9 protein-coding genes are annotated in these 13,479 nt (G+C 58.7%); 2 read left to right on the top strand and 7 right to left on the bottom strand.

Annotated features, from left to right (window positions below):
- The first annotated feature begins 59 nt into the window (after window positions 1–59).
- Together argJ and GRI41_RS04505 are read left to right on the top strand one after the other, a co-directional pair.
- A complete protein-coding gene (gene argJ / locus GRI41_RS04510) occupies window positions 60–1,286 on the top strand; it encodes a bifunctional glutamate N-acetyltransferase/amino-acid acetyltransferase ArgJ (RefSeq protein ID WP_160603560.1) in 1,227 nt (408 codons plus the stop codon).
- Window positions 1,287–1,303: 17 nt separating this feature from the next.
- Window positions 1,304–2,086 carry an inositol monophosphatase family protein gene (locus GRI41_RS04505; RefSeq protein ID WP_160603559.1) on the top strand — a complete coding sequence of 261 codons (783 nt, stop codon included), beginning with the start codon at window positions 1,304–1,306 and terminating at the stop codon, window positions 2,084–2,086.
- 11 nt (window positions 2,087–2,097) lie between these two features.
- Here GRI41_RS04505 and trxA read toward each other — a convergent pair whose 3' ends face one another.
- The 7 genes from trxA to GRI41_RS04470 are packed head-to-tail and all read right to left on the bottom strand — an operon-like array spanning window position 2,098 to window position 13,393.
- Complete coding sequence (trxA, locus tag GRI41_RS04500) at window positions 2,098–2,418, bottom strand: thioredoxin (protein WP_160603558.1); 321 nt, start codon at window positions 2,416–2,418, stop codon at window positions 2,098–2,100.
- Between the two features lie 46 nt (window positions 2,419–2,464).
- Window positions 2,465–5,968 carry a double-strand break repair helicase AddA gene (addA, locus tag GRI41_RS04495; RefSeq protein WP_160603557.1) on the bottom strand — a complete coding sequence of 1,168 codons (3,504 nt, stop codon included), beginning with the start codon at window positions 5,966–5,968 and terminating at the stop codon, window positions 2,465–2,467.
- Window positions 5,965–8,925: a PD-(D/E)XK nuclease family protein gene (locus GRI41_RS04490; RefSeq protein ID WP_160603556.1), complete on the bottom strand. Its 2,961-nt coding sequence runs from the start codon at window positions 8,923–8,925 to the stop codon at window positions 5,965–5,967. Before GRI41_RS04490 ends, addA begins: the two co-directional genes overlap by 4 nt.
- Window positions 8,918–9,634 (bottom strand): nucleotidyltransferase family protein, encoded by a 717-nt coding sequence (locus GRI41_RS04485; protein ID WP_160603555.1) that lies wholly within the window; start codon window positions 9,632–9,634, stop codon window positions 8,918–8,920. Before GRI41_RS04485 ends, GRI41_RS04490 begins: the two co-directional genes overlap by 8 nt.
- Complete coding sequence (locus GRI41_RS04480) at window positions 9,631–10,620, bottom strand: aminoglycoside phosphotransferase family protein (protein ID WP_160603554.1); 990 nt, start codon at window positions 10,618–10,620, stop codon at window positions 9,631–9,633. Before GRI41_RS04480 ends, GRI41_RS04485 begins: the two co-directional genes overlap by 4 nt.
- Complete coding sequence (tsaE, locus tag GRI41_RS04475; RefSeq protein WP_160603553.1) at window positions 10,617–11,060, bottom strand: tRNA (adenosine(37)-N6)-threonylcarbamoyltransferase complex ATPase subunit type 1 TsaE; 444 nt, start codon at window positions 11,058–11,060, stop codon at window positions 10,617–10,619. The genes GRI41_RS04480 and tsaE overlap by 4 nt, the downstream gene beginning before the upstream one ends.
- The gene (locus GRI41_RS04470; protein WP_160603552.1) at window positions 11,057–13,393 is read right to left on the bottom strand and encodes a sensor histidine kinase; all 2,337 of its coding nucleotides are present in this window, start codon (window positions 13,391–13,393) and stop codon (window positions 11,057–11,059) included. Before GRI41_RS04470 ends, tsaE begins: the two co-directional genes overlap by 4 nt.
- Window positions 13,394–13,479 lie beyond the last annotated feature (86 nt).

The following is a 13,479-nucleotide window of genomic DNA, read 5'->3' as shown; positions in this document are numbered from 1 at the left end:
AATAGCCCCAACTATTCTAACGCTTGCGAAGCCTTTGCGCTGACCATAAGGCGTTGACGATGGAAATGACCCGTTCTCCGCTTGCTCTGCCCTTCCCCGAATTGCCCGAAATTGACGGGGTAACACTGCGCGTGGCGCAGGCGGGGTACAAGGATTGGCGGCGCGCCGATATTACCTTTGCCGAATTGGCCGAAGGCACGGCAGCGGCGGGTGTTTTCACCAAGAGCGCATGCGCCTCCTACGAAATCGAGTCGGGCCGCGAACAAATCAAACAAGGCACTGCGCGCGCGTTGATCGTGAATTCGGGCAATGCCAACGCCTTCGCCGGCCGCAAGGGCCGCGAGGCGGTGGAGCAGATTATGCGGCAGGTCGCTGACTCGCTCGATTGCCGGCCTGAACAGGTTTTCGTTTCGTCAACCGGGGTGATCGGATATCCGCTTCCGCTTGACAAAGCCCGCGATGGAGTAGCCGCGGTGTCGCAGGCCGATCCTGCAAGCTGGGAAGAAGCTGCAACCGCAATCGGCACCACTGACACCTATCCAAAAGGCGCGACCACTTCGGCAATGGTTGGCGAAACCAAAGTGACGCTTTCGGCGATCATCAAGGGCAGCGGAATGATCGCCCCCGATATGGCGACTATGCTCGGTTACATCTTCACCGATGCGGCCGTTGATCCGTCCTTCCTGCAGGAATTGCTGGCAAACGCGAATGCTAAGACATTTTCCTGCATCACCGTGGATAGCGACACTTCGACAAGTGACACCGTGCTGGCATTTGCCACGGGCAAAGCCGGCAATGCCCTGATTGCTTCATTTGATGATCCGGGTGCAGACGCTTTTGCGGCGGCCCTTGAGGACATTTGCCGCCAGTTGGCGCATTTGGTGGTTCGGGACGGCGAAGGCGCGCAAAAATTCATCGAAATCGCAGTTGTCCGTGCGCAAAGCGATGACAGCGCGCGGACGATCGGCCTGGCGATTGCCAATTCACCTTTGGTCAAAACGGCGATTGCGGGCGAAGACGCAAATTGGGGCCGCGTGGTCATGGCAGTCGGCAAAGCTGGCGAGCCCGCTGACCGCGACAGATTATCAGTCGGCTTCGGCGGCTATTGGGCAGCGAAGAATGGCCAGGCGGTCGAAGATTTTGAGGAGGAGCCGCTGGCGGCCCATTTGAAAGAGCAAAATATACGCATCGACGTCGATCTTGGAATTGGTCAGGGAAGCGCCACCGTTTGGACCTGCGACCTCACTCACGGATACATTTCGATCAACGCGGATTACCGCTCTTGAGAGCGATCGATACTGCCATGCTCTCGCTGCTCCAAGGAGTGAGCGAAGCCACGATTTTGCCGCGCTTCCGCAATCTGGAAGCATCAGACATTGCTGACAAAGGCAAGAATGAGCTGGTCACAATTGCCGACCGTGAATCCGAGGTGATGCTGGCCGAAGGACTGGAGAAAATCGTCCCCGGCCTCGCAGTCGTTGGGGAGGAAGCGAGCGACAAGGACCCCTCTGTCCTCGATGGTTTGAACAAACATTGCTGGATCATCGATCCGATCGACGGGACCGGTAATTTCGCCAGCGGCAATCCGCCCTTCGGCATCCTGATCGCGCTTGCCGACGCGGGCAAAACGCAGTCGGCGTGGATATACGACCCGCTGACGCAGCGATTTTGCACCGCGCATAGCGGCGAAGGGGCTTTTGTGAATGGAGAGCGTGTAACTGCCCGAACCACCGGCATGACGCTGCCGGTCGCGGGCATTTCGACGCTGTTTATGGAAGATGGACTGCGCGACAAAATTATGCAGCACATCGCGCCCCATTACACGCTGGCCGATATTCCGCGCTGCGCCGCCGAGCAGTATCCGCGGCTCGCGCTAGGAATCAACGATGTAACGATTTTTCAGCGGACTTTGCCGTGGGATCATGCCGCTGGCGCTTTGTGGCTCAACGAAGCAGGCGGCAAAGTCGCGCGCAATGATGGGGCGCAATATCGCGTCGATGAATGGGATCGCCCCGGCTTAATCGGAGCGGCCAGCCCAGTCCTATGGAATGAACTGGCCGAACGAATGGCCAAATTGGGTGAATAGACGGCCCCAGCTCAGAGCTCGCTTTCGATCCAGCCTTTGAGCTGATTTTTCGGTGCCGCACCGAGTTTCTGCGCGACGGGCTTTCCGTTCTTGAACAGCACCATCAGTGGGATGGACTGCACGCCCATATCGGTTGGCACCCCGGTGTTTTCAACGATATCCATCTTTGCAATGGTCAATTGATCGCTCAGCTCGTCGCTGATTTCTTCAAGCGAGGGCCCGATCATTTTGCACGGACCGCACCAATCCGCCCAAAAATCTACCAGCACAGGCTTGTCGGATTCGAGTACATCGGCTTTGAAACTTTCGTCGGTGACATTGATGGTCGCCATGGGACTTCTCCTATTTCTCTGTCATCTATTTAGGTGCAAACGCCGATCACTCAACGGCTCCCGCGGCAAAGCTTTCCTGCTTTGTGGACAAATGCGATTTGTGCGCCGCCAGAACCTCAGCAGGAATGGCAATAAGATGCGGCGTTTGGGTGTAGAGTAGAACCGCCTCGATCGGGCGGTCGGGATAGATCACTTCCAATGCTGCGGTATAGGCTGCCATCTGCCGGATCGTTGCCATCGGCACTTGATCCAGCGAAGAAGGCGGCCGCCTGGCTGTTTTGAAATCGACGATTTTGACCAAATCGGGCGTTACCAGCAGGCGGTCGACGATCCCTGTAATCACTTGTCCTTCAAAGGTTGCCGCTAGTGGCACTTCGGCAAGAGCGGAGGAAGAGAATATCTCCTCGAGACCCGGCTGCTCGAGCACATTTATCGCGGCCTCAAGCATTTCCTGCCGTGCAGCCTGATCGAATTCCGCGGCGTGTCTGGCCAGCCACGCCGTTCCACGTTCAACACGGTGCTCGGGCGCAACGTCGGGCAATTTCTCCAGCAAGCTGTGGATCAAAGTCCCGCGCCGCGCTGCCTCCCGTGCAACCTCTGCTGCCATTGGCGGGTTTGCCGCCTGTTCGTCGCCCAGCGATGATGGGGCAAGCGGGCGCGGTGGGCGCGGTTCCGGCCCAACAGGGTTTGTCGCCCAGTCCGGCATCCGGGGCGGCGTTTGTTCCGGCGCAGGCGTTTGGACTTCGCGGATCGCTGCAGGGCGCTGTCCCCAAATGCGCCGCTCTCCAAAATGATCATCCTTAATTGCGGCATCTGGCAACAAGGGCGCGAGGCGCGCGTACCAGCTATCTTCAGCGGGTACATCTTCCCGCTTTCCCAGAGCACCGCCGATGAACAGCGCCTCTTCAGCACGGGTCATCGCCACATAAAGCAATCGCCAATGTTCTTGCCGCTCAGCCCGGGCGGCGATTTCCTCTGCACCAAGAACCGGTCCGACCTTTTCTTCTTTTCGAAGTGGAGGAATGGGGATCGAACGTCCCGATCCATGCTCTCCGCCTTGGTCAGTCAAAGAAATTCCGCGCAAGGGCGAACTATCGGGATTGCCTGTCGCGTCTGCGAGTATGACAATCGGAGCTTGCAAACCCTTGGACCCGTGTACGGTCATCACCCGAACAAGGCCTTCGCTCGCCCCCGCTTCGCGCTTCAGCTCACCATCGCCTGCATCAAACCATTGGATAAAGCCTTGGAGGCTGGGCGTATGCGCGGACGCATAGGCGAGAGCTGCATTGAGCAGCTCGTCAATCGGATCATTGGCCTCATGGCCCAACCGTGTGACGAGCCTCTTCCTCCCTCGCCAAGGTCCTGTCAGCATCCAATGAATCAGAGCTTGAGGCGGTTCGTAATCGGCAAGTCTCAAAAGGTCGCGCAGTTTGGTGATCGTTTCGACCGCCAGCGGAGCATCGCTCTTGCGCAAATGGTCCCACAAATGGATGCCCTTGTCGCGGTATCCATGCGCAAGAAGATCGTCCTGTGTCCAACCGACCAGCGGTGACACAAGCACATTGGCGAGGCTCAAATCATCAAGCGGTTGCGCGGCAAAGCGCAACGCAGCCATCAAGTCTTTCACCGCCAGAGGCGCGCCAAGCCGCAACCGGTCCACCCCTGCAACCGGTACACCCGCAGCGTGCAAACGCGCTACTATCAGCCCGGCCAGCTCTTTGCGTTTGCGAACCAGCACCATGATATCGCCCGGTCCGGCATTGCGGGCGGCCCCACCCTTTACCAGCGGATAGCCATCGTCGAGCCATTCGCGCACTTGCGCGGCGATCCTGTCTGCCATTCGGCGCTCGGGCTCCGATAGCCAATTCTCGATCGCATCCTGATCATCGCTGTCGTCTGGCTGAGCGCTGACCGGGCTCCACAATGTGACTTCGCCGGGTCGTTCCTCGCCAATATGCTTTCCCGGATGCTTATCCAGTCCGAACTGTTCGAAACCGATTTGATAGATTGCCGCGTCGACGAAATCGAGCACCTTCTGAGCGGTTCTGTAAGATCGCCCAAGACCAAGGCTGACCAATTCGCGCGCATCAATCCGATGATCGCGCATTGCCACGGCACCGGCTTTGGCATCCGCCATGATCTTTCTGAATTGCTCGCGCGCAGCGCGGAAATTCTCGGGGCTCGTTCCCTGAAAACCAAAAATCGCCTGCTTGAAATCACCGACAACGAAAACCGTGCGCAGCTTCCCTTCGCGTTGGCCTAAGCCGGTAAAATAGTCGGATGTGAGCGCTTCAATAATTGACCATTGCGCTTCGTTGGTATCCTGCGCTTCATCAATCAGAATATGATCGAAGCGCCGGTCAAGTTTGTAGCGGATCCACTCCGCAATGTCGGATCGTGATAGCAGTGCCGCCGCGCGCCGGATCTGGTCGTCGAAGTCGATCAGCCCCTCGCGCTTTTTCGCCTCATCCCAGCGCAAGGCAAATCGCCGTCCGACGCGCAACGCCGGTGTAAGCCAGTCCACCAGTTCGAGCAGCATTTGCAATTCGCGCACAGCCTGAAGCGATTCCAGAACCGCGCTCGCAGATTCTGCATAGGCCGGGTCAATCTTCTCCAGCGATTTAAGCGAGCGGGCGTCGCCCTTTTGGGTGAACAAGGCTGCCTCCAATGCATCAGACTGCTGCACACGCGCCATATTGTTCACTGCCTGCCAATCTGCGATCGCTTTGGCAGAGCCAAGCCCTGTCTTGGTACCCCATTCGGCATTGGCCGCAGAACACCTGCGAAGCGCCGACACATCAAAAACATCGTCACCGCACAAATCCGCAACATCATCGGGCCCGGCATCCGCCGCAAGCCCCAGCAGTTGCCGCACCCTTACCTCTAGATCATCGGGCCATCCGCCCGCGCCGAACCACGCCTCGCGCGCTTCTGCGCAGCGCATCAGCCAAGACTGGGTTCCATCGGGGCCCATACGCAGGCTCAGCATTTCGAGGGCGCCGAGCAGTTCTGTTTCCCCACTCTCGTCCCACTCGACCAGCAGATCGGCAAGCACCTGATGTGCAAGCAAGTCGCGGTCGCGATCTTCCATGGCCTGCGTTCCCGGTGTCAGCCCTGCCTCCTCCGGAAACGCCGCAAGCAGCCATTGCGCAAATGCGTGAATCGTATCGATCCGCAGACCACCACCCGGGCAATCAAGCACACTGGCAAACAGGCTCCGCGCCCGGCTTTGCGTTTCCGGTCCGACTGACGCGCCAATGGCTGCCAGATCTTTCGCAAGGGCTTCCGGTTTCATCCGCACCCAATTGGCGAGCACCTCGTTTACCCTGGTCGCCATTTCAGCGGCGCCGGCCTTGGTAAAAGTCAGACACAAAATTTGTGAAGGATCGACATCTTTACGGAGCAGCAAACGCAGGACACGCGCCGAAAGAACTTGCGTCTTTCCGGTTCCTGCAGAGGCGGAGAGCCACACGCTATCCTGCGGATCTACGGCGAGGGCCTGATTATCCTTTAACGGAAACACCCGGCCCTGGTTCTTTGGCGCAGTCATTCTTCGCGCCCCATCCATTCATCGAGCCGCATCAATTGATCGTAAGTGGTGTAGACCTTGGCATCGGGATTCAATCGGGCGGTGAAGGGCTCATCGCCTAGAATCCACCGGTCGAGTGCGTCGTCGAGAAAGTCCTGCGCTTTTGGCAGGAAATCTTCGGGCAGAATGCCGCTGCGTTTGCTGCCTTCCTTCAAAGGTGTGGCGATGTAACCAAAGCCGGTTTCGCTCTTGTCGCTTTTTGCCAGTGACCAATATTCAAATTTTTCCGGAGTGCCCATTGGGCCGCCAAACGCGCCCTTCCCGGCCATCAGACCCAATGTGCCCAGCTGGAGTGCATAGCCCGCTTCGACCTCTTTCCCGGTCGGCGGCCCGCCGGTTTTGTAATCAACGATTGCGAGCGACTTCCCGTCGCAGCTATCGATCCTGTCGACTTTTCCGAAGATCGTGACACCGCGCACCTCCATTTCGCCCCATTCTTCGATTTTGGTAGGCTTGCGACCCTCAAAGGCTTTTACTGTGCCCTCCACCCATTCGAGTGCTTTCATCAGCCGTGGTTGCCAAAGCGAACGCATCAGCGGGTGTGCATTCATTTGCTGCAAGACCTCGCTGGCAACTTCGGCGATCGGCCGACCTGTCTTGTGCCAAGTTTCGAGAATTTCGTGAGCAGCGGTTCCGCGCCATGCCGCGGACGGTTCTGCATCGAGGCCATCGAGATCGCCAAGCCGCAGGATATTGCCCGCGTAAAATTGATAGGGGTCTGACCGAAGACGGTCGAGCGCGGTAACGCTGATGCGCTGCTTACGTTGCTCTGCAGAGGGTTTTGGCTCCGGCTTGGAGTAAATCTCGGTCGTCGCCCCATGATCGAGCGCGCGGGCAATCTCCACCGCTTCTACTTCGCGATGCTTGTCGATCAGGTCCGCCCCGAGCAATGCCTTGACCCTCAGCAGGAATCGCGAAGGTATCGCCGGGCCGGAAATATCGCGGTCCGCGCGGCTCAGCACCACTTCCGGCGCGCCCATGGCACCGGCCAGATCATGCGCGGACAATCCGATGCGAAAATCCGCGCCCGGCACACCCAATGCGCGCAGAACGGCCGGCGCGAGCAAGGGATCGGTCGACGGTGTCGATGGCCAGCTGCCTTCATTCAGCCCCGCACAGATGACCAGATTGGCGCGGCTCATCCGCGATTCCAGCAATCCATAGATCGCGACGCGCGGGTGGCCACCATAGGGCGGACGAACGGCGACTGTTTCCATCGCGTCGCGCAGAACCGTGTGCAAATCGTCCGGGGTGATCCGCGTGCCAACGCCATCGGCGTGGAAACGCAAATCCTCGACAAAGTTTGACAGTGAGCGCCCGTCCTCGCGCGACCAAAGCGCGTCACCGCACAGAGCCTCACCCGCAGTCGCTAGGAGATCAAGCAGCGCGGCTAGGCCATGCGATTCTTTCGTCGCATCGAGGGGAGAGAGGATCGCCGAGACTTCATCCCACCATTCGCCCACTTGAGCGTCTTGCGCGATCTGCGCCAACGAACCCAGCCCGGGCGCTGGCCTGGGACCGCGAAGTGCAAGCTCGAATGCTCGCGCGTTGGAGAGCCATTCACCGCGAGCATTTTCAAACCGTACCAACGGATGTTCGAGCAGCGCCATCAAAGGAACCGGGGCTGCGCGTTCGGACACGACTTCGGCAAGCAGCAGGAAAAGACGTCCAGCAGGGGTCTGCGACAGCGGTTCACCCGCGGAATCGTCGGCTTGAATGTGCCACCGGCGTAAATGCTGGACAATGCGCCGTGCCAAACCGCGATCTGGGGTAACAACGGCGACGCGCTTTTCTGGTTCGGCAACTGCTTTGCGCACCAGCAACGCCACCGCCTGAGCTTCTTCCTCCGGATTTGCGCACTCCATAACGCGAACGCCGGATAGTCGCCGCTTGTCCCCAGGAAGATCAACCCAGCTCTTGCTCGCCTCGGGCGGCAGAAACAGGCTCGAGATCGCATGGGTGCGATCGGGCGATGCAGCGGTTAGCCCTTTGCGATGCCAAGGCTGCAATTCGCCTCGCGCAATGCCCATCCGTTCCAGCAATAACTTCAAATGATATTGCGGATGGGTAATCGCGTCTCCCCGCTGGAAGGGAGTGTCATCATCCGCAGCGCTTCCGCCTGCCGCGCCCAGCTCTTCCCAGACCGCATCATCCATCGATAGATCAAAATCGGGCAGTATCACCGCACTGTCGGGCAACAGTGCCACCACTTTCAGCATTCTCGCCAAAGCGGGGGAGGCGCTGGTGACACCCGCTGCGACAATTGGCGATTGGGGTGGCGTGCTCTTCCATCGCGCTGCTGCGTGATCGAATAACCGGTTCCGGCGCGATGCAGCGTCGAGCGCGTTGCGCGCTTCTAGTTCTGCCAACCAACGCGTCTGGACCCGCGCAAACAAATGCAAACTGTTTTGCCAATGGCCGGAAAGATCCCCCAACAGATCAAGAACCGAGTCCTTGAGGAGCTCCTCCGGCCCGATATCCTCAACGAGTAGTCGGTCCATTGTCATGGCGGTTTCTCTGGCAAGCCGCATCAGTCCCGCCGATCCGGGAGCTTCGTCGCCAAGCTCTTCTGCCAATAGCTGGGCCAGCCGGAGCCATCTGTGGGTCGGATCGACAGCGACCGGAATGTCACTTGCCCCGAGAGGATCCAGCAGGGAACCGAGCGTTTCATCCAGATCAAGATCGCCGACCACAGCCATTCGCGGCATCAGCATGCCCTGCCCGCCATTGGCACCGAAATGCCGAATAAAGGCCTCGGTCACGATCCGCATTGCGCGAGTGCTGGGGAGCAGTAGCGTGAGCTTGGCCAGGCCAAGTTCACCGTCGGAATAACGCGGGATCAGGCCTGAAACCAGCGCATCGGCAAATCCGCGATGCGCGGCGATAGAATAGACGTTTGGTGCTGTCAGGTCACCCACGCCGGAGCGCTTCTTCGGTCGGCGCGATTGCCTGAGGCGTGCCCACTTCAAACCAATGTCCGGTAAACGAAGTCCCGAACAGCCGCCCTTCCTCTATCGCCCTGTTCCACAAGATATTGGTCGAGAACTTACCGTCTGGCGCATCGCGTAGCAGGCGCTTTGAAACCAGCTGGATACCGGTGTAAATGAACGGAGCGATACGGCCCGAACGTCGCCGCGTTACGCGGCCTTCGGGATCCATGTGGAAATCGCCCTTACCACGAAAATTGGCAGCGCGAGCGTGCGGAACCAACAGAAGCAGCGCGTCCATTTGATCCGGGTTCCAGCGCTTGGACAGATCATGAAACGCGTCACGCGGGCCATCCAGCCAGATGTTGTCGGCGTTGAGGCAAAAGAACGGATCGGGAAGCTGGTCTTGCGCCTTGACCATTCCGCCCCCGGTTTCCAGCAACTCGCTGCGTTCATCCGAGATTGCAACTTGCGGATCGCTGCGTTCGCCAAGATGCGCTTCGAGCGCGTCAGCCAGATAATGCACATTTACGACTGCTTTTTCGACACCCGCGGCCGCAAGCCTGTCCAGTGCATGATCGATCAGCGGCTTACCGGCAACGCGCACCAAAGGCTTCGGCTGCGAAGCAGTAAGCGGCCGCATCCGCTTGCCCATGCCGGCTGCCATGATCATCGCCGTATCCGATGCGAGATTTGTCATTCGGGCCGCCCCCCATTTGCATCGCGAATATGCTGCGGGATGTTGGAATCAAACCATGCCGCAACCGGCGCGAGCGCAGGGTGGGCGAGATCGCGTTCCATCGCTCTCCATACGCGCGGTATATAATCGAGATAATGCGGCTTACCGTCACGCTTGTTCAGACGGGTGAATATGCCAACGATCTTCGCATTTCGTTGCGCCCCGAGCCGAGCGTAGTCAGCGATGAATTCGGGCCCCGCATCCACTTGTGCCAAATAATGGTCAAGCATGCGCTGTTCCAGTTCAGGCGCCACATCGCGGCGGGCGTCTTGCAGCAAGGACACAAGGTCATAGGCTGGATGACCAACCAATGCGTCCTGGAAATCGATCAACCCCTGAGCACCCGAGCCATCGTTAGAGGGATCGAGCAGCATGATATTTTCCGCGTGGTAATCGCGCAGCACCGACACGCCCGGATCTTGACGTTCTAACATCGGAGCAAGCGCTTCTTCCCAAGCGCGTGCATACCCCTCACTATCCACTTCGAGCCCCATTGCAGGGCAATACCACTCGGTCAAAAGCGCCGCTTCACGCGCATAGACAACCTGATCATAAGGATCGAATGGCCCCGCAGGCTTGCTGTGCAACGCAACCAATGCATCGATGGCAGCCCGGTAGCTTTTGTCCTCGCCCGCCGGATTTTCGTCCAGCCAATCGCGCATCCGGTCATTGCCGAAATCTTCAATCAGCACCCAGCCCGCACCGGCATCTTCTGCGTAAATCTCTGGTGCTCGCAATGAATGCTGAGAGAGCCACTTTGCTACGTGAAGAAATGGGGCCGGGTCTTCCTCTGGCGGCGGGGCGTACATGAGCATTGCTTTGCGCGCGCCTTCGGCAATGCGAAAATACCTGCGGAAAGAGGCATCGCCCGGGATTGGATCAATTTCCGCCCCGCCCCATCCAGCGGATTGCAGGAAAGAATCAATACCGTCTGGGAGTTCGCTCATGGCAGACGATCTAGCCAATCGCGCCCGCCTTCGACAATCGCAATCCGCCCTTCATCCGCAGTTTCCAGCGATATTGATAGACAAGCCGCCTCATGCGCGAAACCGCCCGCATGATCAGGCCATTCGGCGAGCAAGACCGCGCCTTGCCGGTAGTCATCCAAACCGATCTCTTCGGCTTCAGACGGTGCTTTCAAACGATAGAAATCTGCGTGCACCAAAGGAACCGACACCGCGGGCGGATCATAGGTTTCGACAATCGTAAATGTCGGAGACGGCACCTCACCGACGTAACCCAATGCGGCAATAATAGCGCGCGCCAAAGTGGTTTTGCCGCTTCCCAATCCGCCCGAAAGCGCCACGACATCTCCGGCTCTCAACTGGCGTGCGATGCGCGCGCCCAAAGCCTCCATTGCGGCCAGATCGGCAAGTTCGATCCTCACGGCAACCGGATAATCGCAGAGGTTCCGGCGCCTTTTTCGGATACCAGCTCCAGCGTGCCGCCGTGCGATTCGATCATTTGCTGCGCCAGCGGGATTCCCAGCCCCTGCCGTTTTGCCGATTGTTCGCCCTGCATCAGCTGCTTAAGCTCATGCTCGCTCATCCCTGCTCCATTGTCGGAGATAACGATTTGCACCACGCCCTTTGACTTGGAAAGATCGACCAAAATCTTCCCGCCCGATGGCGTTGCAGCAACTGCATTATCGAGCAATTGACCAATTGCGCGCCCGAGTTGACGCGGGTCCGCTTCGAACTTGCCGCTCGCCTTGTTGCCGCGCAAATCCAGCGTGATCCCCCCTGCGCTGATTGCAGCCTCGCGTTCGCGGACAACATCGGTGACAAAGGACAGCAAATCGAGGCGCTTCTTGTTGAGCGGAAGCAGACCGGCTTCGCTTTGCGAAAGGTCCAGCACATTCTCGACCTGCTCGGTCAACCGGGAAACAGAATCGAGGATCGCAGCGACATATTCCTCGCCTTGTTCCGAAAGATCGCCAGCGACGCCCGATTGGAGAAGCTCGGCGAAACCGCCAATCGATGTCAGCGGCGTGCGGAATTCGTAAGACATATTGGACAAGAAGCGCGTTTTGACTTCGTCTGCGGCTTCAAGCGCTTTATTGCGCTCTCTCAGCGCGGTTTCGGCTTGTTCGTTCGCCGTCACATCCAGTACCGTCAGCAATCCGTTTCCATCGGGAAGTGGAACCCCAGCGAATTCCAACGTTCTGCCATCTGCCAGCGCGATACGGCCGGCTTCCTCTTTGCGGTCCAGCGTCGCGGCTCGAATTACTTCGCCGATCAGTTTCGCCTGTTTCGGCTTCTCCAGATTCGGTGCGATCAGTTCGAGCAGTTCGGGAGCAGCCGGATGCGCGTCAAGCTGCTCGGGATCGAGCCCCCATGTTCCGGCAAAACTACGATTCCATAGCTGCAAATGACCATCGGGGGCGAAAACGGCCAGCGCTTCGAACAGACTGTCGAAAGTGGCCGTCCGGGTCCGCAGCAAAGTATCGCGTGTTGCGGAAAGCGCCAGTTGCTCTGTGCGGTCCTCCGCTACAATCACAAGTCCACCATCGGGCATAGGCTGGGCAACTATTCTCAGATGTGTGCCATCGGATAGAGGCCATGCTTCCTCTTGCGTTTCGCCAGAAGCAAACCAGTCCGCATGCTCCGAACGCCACTCGGGAAAATCGCGCACCTCTGGCGTGCGGCCATTTTCGCGGGCATTCTGGAGCAATTGTTCAAAGCCGAGATTCTGCGAAACCGCGCCCGAATTGAGCGCAAAGGTCCGACGGAATGGTTGGTTGGCAAAGGTCAGTTTGCGATCCGCGTCGAATTGCCCAACGCCAATCGAAAGCTGATCGAGCATAGAACGCTGGGCATCACGAAACGCGCGGAATTCGCGCGATTGCTCTTCCATTTCCTCGATATCAACCGCGTAACCGGCGACACCCTCTTTACCCAGCGGCAAATCGCTTACCCGCATGGCCCGCCGTTGATCGTTAACAGTCGTCGCGACGATCCGCTCGATTGGTAGCTTCTTGTCGAAAGCCTGAGCAGCAATTTGCGCAGCGGACAGACCATCAACGGATTCGATCAATTCCAATTGTTCGGCAACTGCGCTGTCTGCGTCGGCAGCCCCAATCGCTTCGACATAGGCTTTGTTCACCAGCTGCAATTTGGCATCGGGGCCGCGGAACCACATGGGCATAGGGGCCGCCTCGATAATCCCGACCAGCGCGCCGAAATCACCTTTTGCTCGCGCCGCCTCTTCGCGCAAACGCGACAACTCGCTTTCGCTTTCGCTGAAGTCGAAAATCCAGACCAGCGCTGCTCCGCCTGGCGATACTTGCGGGTCAGCGAGAACGCCGCGAACAGCAAGACTGCGCTGCGAGCCCGGGGGTGTCAGAGCCATTCGGAACGGTGCAGCGGTTTTCTGTGCGCGCAGCACATTTTCACTCAGCTCGGCCAATTGTTCCGCTGACAAACCTCTTCCGTTTTCCCGCTGAACGCCGCCATCAAGTTCGCTGAGATATTCGGGCAAGCTATCCAGCCCCAACCACCCCGCAAGCCGGTCGGAACCTTCGATCCGGCCATCGGTCCGGACGAGCAGCGGAATGGCCGGTGCTTCGTCAATCATGCGGGCCATCCGGCGGGCGGCTTTCTTGCTTCCCTCTGCCCTGCGCGCTTTTGACGCGGCCGAGATCATCATCCACGCCGCGGCGACCATCCATGCCGCCAGAAGCAATCCGATAATGACCAAGGCAGTGGGCGAAAATTCCATATCCGTTCAGCTATGCGCGCCGGGGGCATGTTGCAACGGACATTCTCCCAATTTCGCCAGAAGTTTGGCCGAAAAACGACAGACGC

It is taken from the genome of Pontixanthobacter aquaemixtae, from assembly GCF_009827395.1.
GTDB lineage: Bacteria > Pseudomonadota > Alphaproteobacteria > Sphingomonadales > Sphingomonadaceae > Pontixanthobacter > Pontixanthobacter aquaemixtae.
The sequence above is the reverse complement of the archived record's forward strand: the minus strand, read 5'-3'. Positions and strand labels throughout refer to the sequence as shown.